Origin of the sequence: Photobacterium malacitanum (assembly GCF_900185615.1) — a bacterium.
GTDB classification, from domain to species: Bacteria; Pseudomonadota; Gammaproteobacteria; order Enterobacterales; family Vibrionaceae; genus Photobacterium; species Photobacterium malacitanum.
The window spans coordinates 119,379-136,106 of record NZ_FYAK01000005.1; the positions used below are offsets into that span (position 1 = coordinate 119,379).

Here is a 16,728-nt window from a genome sequence, read left to right on the forward strand (position 1 = left end):
TGCCTCTTACGCGTATAGCGGGTTGATCTTGTCTGCGTCAATGTTGAATTTAGCAATTGCATCTACAACTACAGAATTCTCGATGTCACCACGTTTTGCCAATTCAGAAAGTGCAGCAACAACAACGTAGCCAGCATTAACTTCAAAGTGACGACGTAGGTTTGCACGGCTGTCTGAACGACCAAAGCCATCAGTACCCAGTACTTTAAATGACTCAGAAGGCATGAACGCGCGAACTTGTTCTGCGTAGTTCTTCATGTAGTCAGTCGCAGCGATGGCAGGCTCAGAACCCATAACCGTGGTGATGTAAGGTACTTTTTGCTCTGCTTGTGGGTGTAGCATGTTGTAACGCTCAGCATCTTGACCGTCACGAGTCAATTCGTTGAATGAGGTTACTGAGTAAACATCAGACGCTACGCCGTAGTCATCACTTAGGATTTGAGCAGCTGCACGGACTTCGTTCATGATAGTACCAGAGCTCATTAACTGAACCTTAGACTTGTTACCCGCGTAAGACTCAAGCTTGTAGATACCCTTACGAATACCTTCTTCTGCGCCTTCTGGCATAGCAGGCATAGCGTAGTTTTCATTCATTACTGTTAGGTAGTAATAAATGTTCTCTTGATTTTCACCGTACATGCGACGAATACCGTCTTGCATGATAACCGCTAGCTCATAAGCAAACGTTGGATCGTAAGAGATACAGTTAGGTACAGTGTTAGCCATGATGTGTGAGTGGCCATCTTCGTGCTGTAGACCTTCACCGTTCAGAGTCGTACGACCTGCAGTAGCACCTAATAGGAAACCACGCGCTTGTTGGTCACCAGCCATCCACGCCATGTCGCCAACACGTTGGAAGCCGAACATTGAGTAGTAGATGTAGAATGGAATCATTGGTAGGTTGTTAGTGCTGTATGATGTTGCAGCAGCAACCCAAGATGCCATTGAACCTAATTCGTTGATACCTTCTTGCAGTACCTGACCTGAGTTTGCTTCTTTGTAGTAAGAAACAACGCCACGGTCTTCTGGCGTGTAAGTTTGACCCGCTGGGTTGTAGATACCCACTTGACGGAACAGACCTTCCATACCAAAGGTACGTGCTTCATCACAGATGATAGGCACGATGTTCTTACCGATATTCTTATCTTTCAATAGAATATTTAGCGTACGAACGTAAGCCATAGTGGTAGAGATTTCACGCTTTTGCTCAACCAATAATGGTGCGAACTCTTCTAGCTCAGGTACTTTAAATTCTTGAGTGAAGTTAGGGTTACGCTTAGGTGTGTAACCTAGTAGTGCTTCACGACGAGCATGCAAGTAGTTGTACTCTGCAGAACCTTGTTCAAGTTCTAGGTAAGGCAATGATTTAATTGCTTCGTCAGAGATAAGATCTTGTAGACCTAAACGATCACGTAGATATTGAACATGAGTCATGTCCATTTTCTTCACGCCGTGAGCAATGTTCTTACCTTCAGCAGCTTCACCCATGCCGTAACCTTTGACAGTTTTAGCAAGAATAACCGTTGGTTTACCTTGAGTCTCTTTCGCATTAGTAAATGCTGCAAATAGTTTTGATGAATCGTGACCACCACGTTTCAGTTCAAAGATTTGCTCATCCGTCATGTCAGCAACCAGTGCTGCAGTCTCAGGGTACTTACCAAAGAAGTGTTCACGTACGTAAGCACCATCTTTAGATTTAAATGTCTGGTAGTCACCATCGATAGTTTCGTTCATTAACTGAAGTAACTTACCTGTGGTGTCTTTTGCTAGTAGTGAATCCCAGTTGTTACCCCAGATCACTTTAACCACATTCCAGCCAGCACCTTTAAATAGGCCTTCTAGCTCTTGAATGATCTTACCGTTACCCATAACCGGGCCATCTAGACGCTGCAGGTTACAGTTGATAAGGAAACATAGGTTATCTAGCTTCTCACGCGCAGCGAAAGAAATCGCACCACGTGATTCTGGCTCATCCATCTCGCCGTCACCTAGGAACGCGTAAACACGTTGCGCTGAAGTGTCTTTAAGACCACGGCCTTCTAAATATTTAAGGAAACGCGCTTGGTAGATCGCAGAGATAGGACCTAGACCCATAGATACCGTCGGGAACTGCCAGAACTCAGGCATTAACTTAGGGTGTGGGTATGAAGGGATACCTTTACCATCAACTTCTTGACGGAAGTTATCTAGTTGCTCAGCCGTTAAACGACCTTCAACGAATGCACGCGAGTAAATACCAGGAGAGATGTGACCTTGGTAATAAACCAAATCGCCGCCATCAACGTCATTAGGTGCGCGGAAGAAGTGGTTAAAACATACTTCGTAGAAAGCAGAAGCAGACTGGTAAGACGCCATGTGGCCGCCTAGGTCTAAATCTTTCTTCGATGCACGCAATACGATCATGATCGCGTTCCAACGGATGATAGAACGGATACGACGCTCTAGCGTAATATCACCTGGGTAAGCAGGTTGCTGCTCTGCAGGGATCGTATTAACGTAATTAGTGTTGATGCCTGTAGCCATATCAACACCGTCTAAACGTGCTTTATCCAATACTTTTTCAAGTAGGTACTGGGCGCGTTCAACACCTTCTTCACGGACTACTGACTCAAGCGCTTCTAACCAATCTTGAGTTTCCAGTGCATCCACGTCACTCTTCATGACTTCAGACATGCGATCTATCCTTTCGTTATAATTTACTAAACTAACAATGTCGCGACTTGCACAGGTCTTTGGCTGATAAAGAACCCTAGTCAAGCCCGTCCTTGCGTTGTTGAATTCGACGGAGAGAGCGTTGACGTCTGCTATCTTCTCGCGATAAATCCAACAATGTCTCCTCAATGTAAGCCAAATGTGCATGCGATGCTTCACGTGCCTTTTCTGGCCTTCTAGAAACAATCGCCTCCACAATATTGGCTCGATGTTGACTCACCTTATCCACCACCTCTTGACGACGATTAAGGTGTTCAAAATTCTGTAATACGTTCTGCTCTAACAAGGGCGCTAAACTGCGAATAATGTGCAGTAACACCACATTATGCGCTGACTCTGTGACCGCAATAAGATATTGCATCACCGCCGTTGCTTCTGCGGCTACATCGCCTTGCTGCTGAGCTTGCTGAATGTGCACATGACAATCTTTAATACGATTGAAATCATCGTCATTACCACGCAGGGCAGCATAATATGCCGCTAATCCCTCTAGCGCATGGCGCGCTTCAACTAAATCTAATTGTGTTTCTGGGTGGGCTGCTAATAAATCAAGCAGTGGCTCAGAAAAACTTTTCCATAAATTATCAGTAACAAAGGTACCGCCACCTTGACGACGCGTCAGTAAATGTTTGGCTTCTAAGCGTTGAATCGCTTCGCGTACTGATGGTCGAGAAACATCAAATTGTTTTGCCAATTCACGCTCTGGCGGTAATTGTTGCCCGGGTGATAATGTTCCCTCAACAATCAAACACTCCAGTTCTTGCTCGATAGCATCACAAAGTTTAGGTTGGCGAATGCGTTTATATGTCATTATGATGAATGCTTCTTATAATCAATCTGCTTCATAACAAAACTAACAATACGGGTAATTGGTATTACCAATTTGCTGACGTGGAAAGTTTACAGAAATAATCTCAAAAGTCCACATTCAACTTGATTGAAATCATAGAACCAGAATCACTTAACAAAAAATACACATCAAAACCAACCAATACCAACATTTACCACCCAATAAAACTACAGTTAGTCGCTACACGCACCCAATATGCCACCATGACCAATGCGATATTTGCGCTTTTTATCAATAATATAGCCCGTCATTAATAATAAATAATCGCTCATCGCTGGCTTTTATAGCTGTTTTTTATAGTAAGACCAGTCAAACACCAATCCAGGATCTGTTTTACGTCCAGGTGCAATAAATTCATGCCCGGTAACTCGCTGACGAGTGATCGCTGGATAGTGCTGCATAATTTTTTGGCTAAGGGGGGTTAGAGTTTCATACTGGCTGGCAGTGAAAGGTAAATAGTCACAGCCTTCAAGCTCAATTCCAATTGAATAGTCGTTACATTTGTCCCGTCCTTCAAAGCAAGAAACACCCGCATGCCATGCGCGCGCATTAAACGGCACGAACTGAATAATACTGCCATCACGGCGGATCAGGCAGTGAGCTGAGACTCGAAACTGATGAATTAATGCGAAATAAGCATGTTCGTTAGGATCAAGCTGACCGGTAAATAACTGCTCAATGTAAGGTCCGCCAAATTCACCCGGTGGCAAACTAATGTTATGCACCACCAGCAAAGACACCTCATCATCAGGGCGCGCATCACAAAAGGGGGATGGCACGCGCTTTACGTTATCAAGCCAATGGTCGCTGTTAATGGTTAAAGTCATATCAACCTCAAAGTATAAGGATAGGTATCGTGTATCGTGTATCGTGTATCGTGTATCGTGTATCGTGTATCGTGTATCGTGTATCGTGTATCGTGTATCGTGTATCGTGTATCGTGTATCGTGTATCGTGTATCGTGTATCGTAGAAAAAACTAAAACGCCCCCCCTGTAAAGAGCCACAGAAAAAAAGATCCCATACGCCCCCTACTTTCCCTCACAACTCTTAATCTCGTCACTCGCAACTCGCCTCTGCTCCCCCTCACAACTCTTAATCTCGTCACTCGCTACTCGCCTCTGCTCCCCCTTACAACTCTTAATCTCGTCACTCGCAACTCCCCCCTGCTCCCCTCACAACTCTTAATCTCGCCACTCGCAACTCGCCTCTGCTCCCCTCACAACTCTTAATCTCGTCACTCGCTACTCGCCTCTGCTCCCCCTTACAACTCTTAACCTCGCCCCTCGCAACTCGCCCCTGCTCCCCTCACAACTCTTAACCTCGTCACTCGCAACTCGCCCCTGCTTTCCCTCGCCCCTCGAAAACTGAATCTATTCCCTGTATGCTTTAATTATCACTCGCGGTAATTTATTTACCGGCAAACTCATGCAATGGATACGACATGACAGCGATGGAAAACAAACACGACAGCACTGCCCGCCTTGCTTACCTTAAGCAACAATTACCACTCGAAATCACTCGCGCTGTGGCTGATACTCTGCGTGAAGATTTAGGTGGCGAGATTGATGCCAGCCGCGATATTACAGCCAATTTAATTGCCGCGGATAGTTACAGCAACGCCACTATTATCACTCGTGAATATGGTGTTTTTTGTGGTCAACTGTGGGCTGATGAAGTGTTTGCTCAATTAGGCGGTGAAGTGGTGATTGAGTGGCATGTTAGCGATGGTGAAGTGGTTAAACCCAATCAAGTGTTATGTAGCCTAAGTGGCCCATCACGGGTTTTGCTGACCGGTGAGCGTAACGCAATGAATTTTATTCAAACCTTATCAGGCTGTGCGACCCTTACCGCCGAATATGTTAATCAACTGCAAGGCACTAACACTCGCCTATTAGACACTCGAAAAACCATTCCGGGGCTGCGCAGTGCACTTAAATATGCGGTCAGTTGTGGTGGTGGTTTTAACCATCGCATTGGGGTGTTTGATGCCTATTTGATCAAAGAAAATCACATTATGGCTTGTGGCGGGATTGAAAAAGCGATTGCCACCGCTAAGCAGTTAAACCCTGGTAAACCAGTTGAAATAGAAACCGAGTCGCTCGCCGAGTTAGAACAAGCAATTAATGCCGGCGCCGATATTATTATGCTGGATAATTTCAGCCTCGAGATGATGCGTGAAGCGGTAAAGATTAACGCCGGTCGCGCGGCACTGGAAAACTCAGGTGATATTACCCTCGCCAATATTCGCCAGTGCGCGTTAACTGGGGTGGATTATATTTCCGTCGGCGCGCTAACGAAACATGTGCGAGCAATGGATTTGTCGATGAGGTTCATCTAGAACACAGTTTTCGAGAGGCGAGGTTATTCGTTTTCGAGGAAGAGCAGGTATAGAGGATCGAGGTTATTAGTTTTCGAGGGCCGAGGAAGCGCTGTTTTTATCTCGCCCCTAACGAGTAACCCGTCATTCCCTACAGTGAATGCCCACGAGGGCGATAGGAAATCTACTTACCGCGCGTTGTAGAGTCATTGAATTTATTAATTTCTTTAAGGCTCAATCACGCGGTGAGTAGATCACGGATAGTTTCGTACCTCAACTTCCGAGATGACGGATAATAACCTCTCCCTCGCAACTCTTGATCTCGCAACTCTTGATCTCGCCACTCTAATTCTCGCCCCTACTCTCCCTCGCTACTCTTGATCTCGCTACTCTTGATCTCGCCACTCGCCCCCAGCTCCTTTTCTGCGCCTTAACTCCCGCACTATTTTGCAACTTATGCAACAACTCAATAAATAATTCAAACTCAACCGAGCAATTTTCTAGCCCTTATTCAATCAATACCTTAAGCCTTTTATGCTATGTGCCACAGCACTATCCCTTTTGATTCGCACAGTGCGAATTACACTTTCAAGGAATGGAAAATGAAAAAGCAACAAGGCTTTACCCTTATTGAATTGATGATCGTAGTGGCGATCATCGGTGTGTTATCAGCAGTCGCAATTCCAGCTTATAAAAACTACGTAACTAAAAGTGAAGTAGCATCAGCAATGGCAACCATGAAAGCGTTAATTACTCCCTTAGAAGCCCACACCCAAGATCATGGAGTTGAAACAGAAATAACTCTAGTTGATATAGGAACAATAGACGATGCTAATTCACTAGGAACAATTGGTGCACCTGAATTTGACTCTAAGGATGAAGGATCATTCGTTTTTACTTTTAATAAAGACTCAAGCTCTTTACCTGAGAATTCAACAATTACTTACCAAAAAACTGCTGATACAAACGGAGTATGGCAATGCGTCCATAATATAATTGGTATAGAAATTAAAGGCTGTGAGTCAACAGCACCAGATCCAAAAAACTAACCCATGCAAACCAATCTCGCTTCGATCCTGTTCCAAGCTGAGTTAATCAGCCGCGAGCAGGAACAACAAATCGTCGCGTCGGTACAGGCGGAAGGGATCAATGTCCCGACCGCCATTACCCGTTTGGGGATCATGCAAGATGATGAACTGGCGCGTTCATTGTCACACCTGTTCAATCTTGATCGGGTTGATGTTCACCACTATGACTTTCAAGGTTGTTGCCAAAGTGTCTACCAACGTGAGCTGGTATTACGTCATCGTATTCTGCCACTGGCACAAGACAACTGTACCCTTTTTGTTGGCCTTAGCGATCCTACCAATGTCGATGCTCAAGATGAGTTTCGCTTCGCCATTGGTAAGAACGTTGAACCATTATTATTAGACAATAAGCAACTAGAATCCGCGATTCGACGGGTTTATGGCAGTGACATTGGTGATGTCGGCAGCAGCCGTCAAATCAGCGATGAAGATCTTGGTAACCTCATTGATATCAACGAACTTGAGGTTGATGAAGCCACTGATTTAAGCCAAGACAGCGCTCCGGTTACTCGCTATATCAACCAAGTGTTAATGGATGCTTTGCGCCGTAAAGCGTCAGATATTCACTTTGAGCCCTATGAAACCAGCTATCGCATTCGATTTCGCTGTGACGGTATTTTACATCAGCATGCCACGCCACCTGCAACCCTCTCGCGGCGGTTATCAACCCGTTTAAAGGTGATGTCAAAGCTCAATATTGCCGAGCGTCGTCAACCGCAAGATGGACGAATTAAGCTTAAGTTATCTGACGCACTGGCCATTGATTTGCGGGTTTCAACCCTACCGACCTTGTGGGGTGAAAAAGTGGTGCTGCGAATTTTAGACAGCTCCAGTGCCAGCTTAAACATTGATATTTTAGGTTACAGCGATGCGCAAAAGCAGGCGTATTTAAATGCTCTTCAGCGCCCGCAAGGGATGATTCTCATGACGGGCCCCACGGGAAGCGGTAAAACAGTATCGCTATATACCGGGCTCAGTATTTTAAATACCGATGAGCGTAATATTTCCACCGCCGAAGATCCGGTTGAGATCAACCTTCAAGGCATTAACCAAGTTCAGATCAACAATCAAGCTGGACTTGGATTTGCCGAAGCACTGCGATCATTTCTGCGCCAAGATCCCGATGTGGTAATGGTCGGCGAAATTCGTGACCTTGAAACGGCTGAAATTGCAGTTAAAGCAGCCCAAACTGGCCACTTGGTGTTATCCACCCTGCACACCAACTCCGCCGCTGAAACCATTACCCGTTTAACCAATATGGGGGTTGAAGATTTTAACCTCGCCTCATCATTAAGTTTGATCATTGCTCAACGGCTAGCGCGACGGTTATGTAATCACTGCAAACAGCCTCATCAGTTAGATGATCTCACCTGTGAGCGGTTACAACTACCACTAAATACCAGCGTCTTTCAGGCCCATAAAGAAGGCTGTGATGATTGCAACAAAGGCTATGTCGGGCGAGTCGGTATCTATGAGGTGATGCAATTTAGCCGTGAGATCGCCGAAGCATTAATGCAAAACGCCACCAGCTTACAACTTGAAGATATTGCCGCCAGCCAAGGTATGCAGCGGCTACGAGAATCAGGTATCGATAAACTGGTTGCAGGTATTACTAGCCTGACCGAACTGCAACGGGTGCTACAACTTTAACTGCGTCAACAGAGCTCGCTATCACATTCAAGCCAGACGTATTTCACTTTCCCTGCTAACTAAAGAGAATTTATTATGGTTGCAGCCACTAAAATTCGTTACTACCAATGGCGTGGCGTCAATCAAGCCGGACGTAAAGTATCTGGCGTCACCATGGGCTTTCAAGAACAAGAAGTACGGCATCAGCTTACCGAGCAGATGATCAATGTTAAAAAGATCAAGCGCACCACCCCCGGTACGTTAAGCCGCCTGCGCAATCAAATGAAGCCTGAAGATGTCACCATGGTCACTCGGCAGTTATCAACCATGGTGGAATCTGGCGTGCCCGTGGTACAAGCGTTAACGTTAATGGCTAACAGTCACCATAAAGCCGAAATGCGCGCCACACTAAATCAAGTTACCACTCAAGTAGAAGCGGGATCGTCACTGTCAAAAGCAATGCGTTCAAGCTCACCGCTGTTTGATAAATTTTATTGCGACTTGGTCGATACTGGCGAGCAAACTGGTCATTTAGGGCAAGTGTTCGCGCGAATTGCGGTCTACCGTGAAAAAGCTGAAGCGATGCGTAAAAAGATCATTAAAGCGATGATCTACCCATCAATGGTGTCGATCACCGCCATTTTGGTGACAGTGCTAATGCTGGTGTTTGTGATTCCGCAATTTGCGGCTATTTTTAGTGGCTTTGGGGCTGAACTGCCGTGGTTTACTCGCCAAGTAATGAAAGCCTCTGATTTTCTAGTCAACTATGGCAGCTACCTTGGGGTTGGGATCATAGCTGTGATCTTGCTATATCGTTATTGTTATAAGCATTACTACCGCTTTCATTATCGTGCCGATAAACTCAGCCTTAAATTGCCCATCGTCGGCGATGTATTACTCAAAGCGACTATCTCGCGCTTTGCTCGTACTCTTGCGACCACTTTTAATGCCGGTATTCCATTATTAACTGGCATTCAATCAGCAGCTAAAACCAGTAATAATCTTTACATCGAACAAGCGATTGATGAGGTCTATAACAGCACCGCAGCGGGAATGCCATTGTACTTAGCATTGCGCCAAGCAGATGTTTTTCCAGAATTAATGTTACAAATGGTGATGATAGGTGAAGAATCTGGCTCACTTGATGATATGCTCAATAAAATGGCGCAATTGTATGAAGATGATGTCGATAATACCGTCGATAATCTCGGTCAAATTCTTGAGCCATTTATTATTATCATTCTTGGTACCATTATCGGTGGTTTATTAGTCGCGATGTACATGCCTATCTTTACGCTAATGAGCGTTATAGGGTGATCACAACTCAATCAATAACCATCACGCTAAGGTTAACCGACGACTTTTTTTAGAGAGCACTGCATGGCTGTATTGAGTTATTACCCGTGGCTATATCCGCTGTTTGCCACCATTCTGGGGTTATTGATTGGTAGTTTTCTTAATGTGGTCATTTATCGACTGCCGATTATGATGGAGCGCCAATGGCGTCAAGAATGCCAAGATTGCTTTTCGGAACTGGATAATGCGCCAACCGATGATGCTACTACGCCGTTTAATTTAAGTGTGCCACGTTCGCGTTGCCCCCATTGTCATCATGCCATTAGCGCGCTAGAAAATATTCCGCTGCTTAGCTGGCTAGTATTAAAAGGCCAATGCCGCGAGTGCCATGCGCCGATCAGTAAACGCTACCCTGCGATTGAATTACTGACCGCCATCATTAGCTTAATTGTCGCGTTAGTATTACCGCCAACATGGTGGGCTGTTGCAGTCCTTGGTTGCAGTTTTGCCCTGATCGCGCTGACCTTTATTGATATCGATAAAATGCTGTTGCCGGATCAAATCACATTGCCATTAATGTGGGCGGGAATTTTATTGGCCGTCATCGGTATCAGTCCACTGACATTAACCGATGCCGTTATTGGTGCAATGGCGGGTTATTTATCACTGTGGTCGGTATTTTGGGCGTTTAAGCTGCTGACTAAAAAAGACGGCATGGGTTATGGCGATTTTAAACTGCTAGCCGCTATTGGCGCTTGGGTTGGCTGGTCGTTATTACCGTTTGTAGTATTACTGTCTTCATTTGTCGGCGCGATCTGCGGCATTATCATGCTGAGAACCAAGGGGGAAGATCAACAAACACCGTTCTCTTTTGGACCATACCTTGCCGTCGCTGGCTGGATTGCTATTCTATGGGGCCAACCAATTTTACATTGGTATGTTAGCTCATATTTAGGATTTTAATTAATGGCGGTAGTGATCGGTTTAACGGGTGGTATTGGCAGTGGTAAAACCACAGTGGCGAATTTATTTGGCGAGTATGGCATTGATTTAATCGATGCCGATGTCATTGCTCGCGAAGTGGTGGCGATTGGCAGTGTCGGCCTAGCGCGCATCGTTGAAAAATTCGGCGCAAGCATACTGCTGGCAGACGGTAATCTCGATCGCAGTCAATTAAGAGCGGCAATATTTAGTGATCCGCAACTTAAAAACTGGCTCAACCAACTGCTACATCCATTGATTCGAGCCAAAATGTTAGCGGATATCGATCGCGCTACCTCGCCGTATTGCCTGCTGATCGTGCCGCTAATGGTAGAAAATAACCTTCAAACTCTCACCGATCGGTTACTGGTGGTTGACGTTGACCAACAAACACAGATAATGCGTACCCAACAACGAGATAATGTATCGCTAGAGCAAATAAAAAATATTCTCTCAGCACAAGCCACACGTCAACAACGCCTCGATGCTGCTGATGATATCATTTGTAATAACGGTGATAATCAGGCACTGTTGACTCAAGTCGCTCAGCTACACCAGCATTATCTCGCCCTAGCACAGGCTGCGAAATAACGCTCTGCGTGCATTCATTATTCTTTTTTTGGCTTCCATTGGTTTCCGTTATGCAAAAACACCACTATGAACATCCACTGAATGAAAAGGTACGCCTTTACCTGCGCCTTGAACACTTACTAAAACAATTACATCAAAGCAGCGAACTTAGCGACCCATGGCAATACACGATTTTCTTTAATGCTTTATTTGATCTACTTGAGCTCATAGAGCAAATTCCGGTGAAAACTGATCTTGCCAAAGCGCTCGATAAACAAAGTACCAAATTAAAAGCATGGTTAGATTACGATGGCGTTGATCCCGTTGCGATCCAATCATTACTTGATAGCATGAGTCATGCTCAGAAAAATCTATTAGCTGCGCCACGCCTAGGCCAAAGCCTGCGTGAAGACCGTTTTCTAAGCTCGATTCGCCAACGCTTTGCTATTCCTGGCGGCACCTGTAGTTTTGATCTTCCAGCATTACATTACTGGCGTCAGTTACCGCTAGAAGAGCGTCAGCAAACTTTGCAAGCATGGCTAGATCAATTGGCTGAAGTCGATCAAGCATTAACCCTGTGGCTGCATTTAGTGCGTCAATCGGCACAATACCAGCCGCAAGTGGCCCATAATGGTTTTTTCCAAAATGACGCGAGCTTATCGTGTTTACTTCGAATTGAAATCGATGCAAGCTATGGTGTTTATCCTGTGGTATCAGGCCACCGTAGCCACTTCTCTATTCGTTTTTCACCTTATGAAGACGGCTCGACAGTGGCTACCAATATCGACTTTAAATTAGCTATTTGCTGAGGTGACTATGTCGCAATCTCAACCCACTGTGGTGAAATGCCCAACCTGTAAAACTGACGTGGTTTGGGGGCAACAAAGCCCTTACCGTCCTTTCTGCTGTAAGCGCTGCCAATTGATTGATCTTGGTGAGTGGGCGGATGAAGAAAAGTCCATTCCTGGCGCACCCGATATGTCTGATAGCGATGGCTGGTCGGAAGATAACTACTAACTCTTCAGCATCGATTTAACACGCTATTACTGCTTAAGGGCGAGTCAATGTTCACATTAGCTCGCCCTTTTTTAATCGAATTATTTTAGTCTTTGATTTATTTAGGAACGAGCTTATGACCCAACCAGCTATGCTCAAAAAACGGCTTTGGATCGCGGCCGGGATCATTTTAAATCCAGCCCAAGATCAAATATTTATTACTCGCCGTGATGCTAATGCCCATCAAGGTGGTTTATGGGAATTTGCCGGCGGTAAAGTTGAAGCCAATGAGACTGCTGAGCAAGCATTAATACGTGAGTTAAGCGAGGAAGTGGGCATTGAAGCCACTGCGCTAACCCCGTTGATTAGTCTTGACCATGATTATTCAGATAAAGCATTAAAGTTTGATTTCTTTGCGGTCACCAAATTCAGCGGTCAAGCTCGCGGCAATGAAGGTCAAGCGGGACTGTGGGTTGCGATTAACGATCTTCAACAATACCCATTTCCAGAGGCAAATGCGGCGGTATTAGCCAAGATCGTTGAGGTGTATGGGGAATAAAAAAAGGTCGCTCAGAGCGACCTTTTTTATTACAGCTTAACAGCGATCTTAGTCGATCTTACCGTGACACTGCTTGTATTTCTTACCTGAACCACATGGACAAGGCTCATTACGGCCTACTTTGCGCTCTTCACGCTCATAAGTGCCTTGATGGCTGTCGTCTTCTGTTTGAGATGCTTCATCGACAATTTGGTTGTCAGCATCCTGATGTTGGAACTGTTGACGACGGGCTAGCATTTCTGCCATTTGACGACGCTCTTCTTCCATACGATCAACTTCTTCCTGCTGCTGTACGCGAACCTTACTTAGGATCGATACCACATCACTCTTTAAGTTATCTAACATCTCTTCAAACAGTTCAAACGACTCGCGCTTGTACTCTTGCTTAGGGTTCTTCTGAGCATAACCACGCAGGTGAATACCTTGACGAAGGTGATCCATCGCCGCTAGGTGTTCTTTCCATAACGTATCAAGGTTTTGTAGCATGACCGTTTTTTCAAAGTTGCGTAGTACTTCTGCACCAACAACCGCTTCTTTTTCACGGTAAAGCTCAAATGCTTTTTCGATAATACGTTCACGTAACGCTTCTTCGTAAAGCTTATCTTCAGTATCTAACCAATGTTGAATCGGTAGTTCTAAGTCAAAGTCTTCTTTCAGACGCGTTTCTAGGCCTTCGATATCCCACATTTCTTCTAGCGATTGCTGTGGAATGTAGTTATCAATAATTGCGTTCAACACGTCTTCACGGTTGTGCTCAATCATTTCACTGATATCGTTAGCATTCATTAGCTCATCACGTAGTTCATACACGACCTGACGCTGGTCGTTAGCAACATCATCAAACTCAAGCAGTTGCTTACGAATATCAAAGTTACGCCCTTCAACTTTACGTTGTGCGTTTTCGATAGCTTTTGATACCCATGGGTGTTCAATCGCTTCGCCTTCTTCCATACCCAGCTTCTTCATCATGCCTGAAACACGATCAGAGGCGAAGATACGCATTAGGCCATCTTCCATTGAAAGATAGAAGCGTGAAGAACCAGCATCACCTTGACGACCCGCACGACCACGTAGCTGGTTATCGATACGGCGAGATTCATGACGCTCAGTACCAAGAATGTGCAAACCACCCGATGCTAATACCGCATCGTGTTTCACTTGCCAATCAGCACGAATTTTAGCAATTTGCTCTTCGGTTGGATTAGTCAGTTTTTCAACATCAGTTTTCCATGAACCGCCCAACATAATATCGGTACCACGACCGGCCATGTTGGTAGCGATAGTTACCGCACCTGGCGCACCCGCTTCGGCAATAATGTCAGCTTCTTTTTCGTGGAACTTCGCGTTGAGTACGTTATGCTTGATACCCGCTTTCTTTAGTGCGTTTGATAGCAACTCTGATTTTTCAATCGACACGGTACCCACTAGACATGGCTGACCGTTCTGTACACGCTCAATAATATCGTTACTGATTGCTGCGAATTTCTCCGCCTCGGTCATGTAAACTAAATCGCCGTTATCGATACGCGCCATTGGACGGTTAGTTGGAAGCACTACCGTATCAAGGTTGTAAATAGATTGGAATTCAAACGCTTCGGTATCAGCTGTACCTGTCATACCTGATAACTTCTCGTATAAACGGAAGTAGTTCTGGAAAGTAATAGAAGCCAAGGTTTGGTTTTCATTTTGAATCTTAACGCCTTCTTTCGCTTCAACAGCTTGGTGAAGACCTTCAGACCAACGACGACCTGGCATAGTACGGCCAGTGTGCTCATCGACAATGATAACTTCATCATCTTGCACGATATAATCGACGTCTTTTTCAAACAACACGTGGGCACGTAGGCCAGCATTAACGTGGTGTAATAAACTGATATTAGCCGGAGAATATAGCGTATCGTTCTCAGCCATAATGCCATTTTTAATCAACAACTCTTCAATGAATTCTTGACCCGTTTCAGTAAAGTGCGCTTGCTTAGACTTTTCATCAACGGTGTAGTGACCTTCACCACGGTAATCGGCACTATCTTCTTTATCTTGACGCACCAATAGCGGGATCAGCTTGTTCACTTTAATGTACATTTCTGAACTATCTTCAGCAGGGCCAGAGATAATCAGCGGTGTACGCGCTTCATCGATTAAAATCGAGTCAACTTCATCGACTACCGCAAAGAAACGTTCACGTTGAACGCGATCTTCAGGACGGAACGCCATGTTGTCACGCAGGTAGTCAAAACCAAATTCGTTATTGGTACCGTATAGAATATCTGCCGCATAAGCTTCTTTCTTCGCTGGCGGTGACATATTTGGTACGTTAATACCCACGGTCATACCGAGGAATTCAAATAACTCACGGTTTGTTTCGGCATCACGCGCAGCAAGGTAGTCGTTCACCGTTACAATGTGAACACCTTTACCGGTCAAAGCATTAAGGTATGAAGGCAATGTTGCTGTAAGAGTTTTACCCTCACCGGTACGCATCTCAGCAATTTTACAGTCGTTTAAAACCATACCGCCAAGTAGCTGCACGTCAAAGTGACGCATGCCATAAATACGTTTTGATGCTTCACGAACTGTCGCGAAGGCTTCTGGTAGTAGTTGATCTAGCGTTTCGCCTTGATCTAAACGCTCACGAAATTCAGCTGTTTTTGCTTGCAGCTCATGATCTTGTAGGCTTTCAAACTGAGGTTCTAGCTTATTGATTTGATCAACAATTTTGCGCATACGACGCAGAGTGCGGTCGTTACGGCTACCGATAACTTTAGTGAGTAGTTTTGATAACATGGTGATGCCGTTTTCTCTTTGTTATATCAGCGTTTCTATTGCTGAATCGCTTAATTCGGGTTTCATTCCTCGGGGGACCTAAGCCATCCTTATCCCACTGGAATCGTCACAACGGTGACTAAGAGGTTAATCCTGAAACATGTAATACTGATATTGTGTCGTGCTCATCGCTTTTCAAGGGCTAAGATTATTATCGTAACAAAAAGCACCTTACTCAATGCTAAACTCATCGTCTTTATTGCCATTGCAACACAAAAAATACCATGGTCACTGACGCTTGGCAGACATATCACTCAACATATATTAACCTATATGTCTGATATGATAAGTCATATTAATGTCATCGCCTATGATAAAAGCCACAGCAACGGCGTTTATCTTTGAAAAATTAAGATCATATTCGCAAAAGTAACATTTTTATGCTTTTGAATATTCAGGAACTAAAATCATGAGAGATCATCGCCCACAAACCCCTGCTCATCTGCTCGACAGTGATGGTCTAACGTCAATTCAACAACGCGCAGCAGCATTAAGCCAACTTGATACCGCTGTCAAAGCGCATTTAAATTGTGTCGAACACTGTCGCGTCAGTAATTATCGTCAAGGGGTACTGATTATTGAAACCGCCTCAGCAGCATGGTCGATGCGATTAAACTATGAGCGCTACCAACTGATGAACAAATTACGCGAAAAATTATTACCAAAGTTGCGTGATATTGAGATCAAGGTAAACCCAGCACTGGCGGCGGTTGCGATTCGTAAGCAAGATAAAATTCCTGATATTATTCAAAAACCGATCAGCGATGTTGCCGCTCAGCACCTATTAGCTACCGCGGCCAATGCACCGGATAAAGTTAAAGCTTGTTTAGAGCGGTTAGCAACGTTAGCGAAAAAGAAAACCAGCTAATCACAACCAATAGATACAAAAACGCCGAACATAAATG

Annotated in this window: 14 protein-coding genes; 10 read left to right on the forward strand and 4 right to left on the reverse strand. The window is 44.9% G+C overall.

Going from position 1 to position 16,728, the window contains the following annotated elements; genetic code table 11:
• Nucleotides 1–6 precede the first annotated feature (6 nt).
• From aceE to ampD, 3 genes are all read right to left on the reverse strand, one after another.
• A complete protein-coding gene (gene aceE / locus PMAL9190_RS12845; protein ID WP_087845536.1) occupies nucleotides 7–2,673 on the reverse strand; it encodes a pyruvate dehydrogenase (acetyl-transferring), homodimeric type in 2,667 nt (888 codons plus the stop codon).
• A 76-nt stretch (nucleotides 2,674–2,749) separates the two neighbouring features.
• Nucleotides 2,750–3,523, reverse strand: a complete 774-nt coding sequence (gene pdhR / locus PMAL9190_RS12850; RefSeq protein WP_087845537.1) for a pyruvate dehydrogenase complex transcriptional repressor PdhR — start codon at nucleotides 3,521–3,523, stop codon at nucleotides 2,750–2,752.
• Nucleotides 3,524–3,843: 320 nt separating this feature from the next.
• Entirely contained in the window at nucleotides 3,844–4,389 is a 546-nt protein-coding gene (ampD, locus tag PMAL9190_RS12855) for a 1,6-anhydro-N-acetylmuramyl-L-alanine amidase AmpD (RefSeq protein WP_087845538.1), read from the reverse strand.
• Between the two features lie 625 nt (nucleotides 4,390–5,014).
• Between ampD and nadC the strand changes: the two genes are divergently transcribed.
• From nadC to mutT, 9 genes are all read left to right on the forward strand, one after another.
• Nucleotides 5,015–5,902, forward strand: coding sequence for a carboxylating nicotinate-nucleotide diphosphorylase (gene nadC, locus PMAL9190_RS12860; protein ID WP_087845620.1), 888 nt, complete (start codon nucleotides 5,015–5,017; stop codon nucleotides 5,900–5,902).
• A 581-nt stretch (nucleotides 5,903–6,483) separates the two neighbouring features.
• Nucleotides 6,484–6,930, forward strand: a complete 447-nt coding sequence (locus PMAL9190_RS12865) for a pilin (RefSeq protein WP_087845539.1) — start codon at nucleotides 6,484–6,486, stop codon at nucleotides 6,928–6,930.
• A 3-nt stretch (nucleotides 6,931–6,933) separates the two neighbouring features.
• Nucleotides 6,934–8,619, forward strand: coding sequence for a type IV-A pilus assembly ATPase PilB (gene pilB, locus PMAL9190_RS12870; RefSeq protein ID WP_087845540.1), 1,686 nt, complete (start codon nucleotides 6,934–6,936; stop codon nucleotides 8,617–8,619).
• Nucleotides 8,620–8,694: 75 nt separating this feature from the next.
• Nucleotides 8,695–9,915 carry a type II secretion system F family protein gene (locus PMAL9190_RS12875; RefSeq protein ID WP_159458396.1) on the forward strand — a complete coding sequence of 407 codons (1,221 nt, stop codon included), beginning with the start codon at nucleotides 8,695–8,697 and terminating at the stop codon, nucleotides 9,913–9,915.
• Between the two features lie 63 nt (nucleotides 9,916–9,978).
• Nucleotides 9,979–10,857, forward strand: a complete 879-nt coding sequence (locus tag PMAL9190_RS12880; RefSeq protein ID WP_087845542.1) for a prepilin peptidase — start codon at nucleotides 9,979–9,981, stop codon at nucleotides 10,855–10,857.
• A gap of 3 nt (nucleotides 10,858–10,860) precedes the next feature.
• The gene (gene coaE, locus PMAL9190_RS12885; RefSeq protein ID WP_087845543.1) at nucleotides 10,861–11,466 is read left to right on the forward strand and encodes a dephospho-CoA kinase; all 606 of its coding nucleotides are present in this window, start codon (nucleotides 10,861–10,863) and stop codon (nucleotides 11,464–11,466) included.
• Nucleotides 11,467–11,516: 50 nt separating this feature from the next.
• Nucleotides 11,517–12,254 (forward strand): cell division protein ZapD, encoded by a 738-nt coding sequence (gene zapD, locus PMAL9190_RS12890; protein WP_087845544.1) that lies wholly within the window; start codon nucleotides 11,517–11,519, stop codon nucleotides 12,252–12,254.
• A 7-nt stretch (nucleotides 12,255–12,261) separates the two neighbouring features.
• Nucleotides 12,262–12,462, forward strand: coding sequence for a DNA gyrase inhibitor YacG (yacG, locus tag PMAL9190_RS12895; RefSeq protein WP_087845545.1), 201 nt, complete (start codon nucleotides 12,262–12,264; stop codon nucleotides 12,460–12,462).
• 130 nt (nucleotides 12,463–12,592) lie between these two features.
• On the forward strand, nucleotides 12,593–13,000 hold the full coding sequence (gene mutT, locus PMAL9190_RS12900; RefSeq protein ID WP_087845621.1) for an 8-oxo-dGTP diphosphatase MutT: 408 nt from the start codon (nucleotides 12,593–12,595) through the stop codon (nucleotides 12,998–13,000).
• 48 nt (nucleotides 13,001–13,048) lie between these two features.
• On the opposite strand, the gene secA is transcribed toward mutT, so the two are convergent.
• Nucleotides 13,049–15,784 (reverse strand): preprotein translocase subunit SecA, encoded by a 2,736-nt coding sequence (gene secA, locus PMAL9190_RS12905; RefSeq protein WP_087845546.1) that lies wholly within the window; start codon nucleotides 15,782–15,784, stop codon nucleotides 13,049–13,051.
• A 448-nt stretch (nucleotides 15,785–16,232) separates the two neighbouring features.
• Here secA and PMAL9190_RS12910 point away from each other — a divergent pair, with 448 nt between their 5' ends.
• The gene (locus tag PMAL9190_RS12910; RefSeq protein WP_087845547.1) at nucleotides 16,233–16,691 is read left to right on the forward strand and encodes a DUF721 domain-containing protein; all 459 of its coding nucleotides are present in this window, start codon (nucleotides 16,233–16,235) and stop codon (nucleotides 16,689–16,691) included.
• The last annotated feature ends 37 nt before the right edge of the window (nucleotides 16,692–16,728 follow it).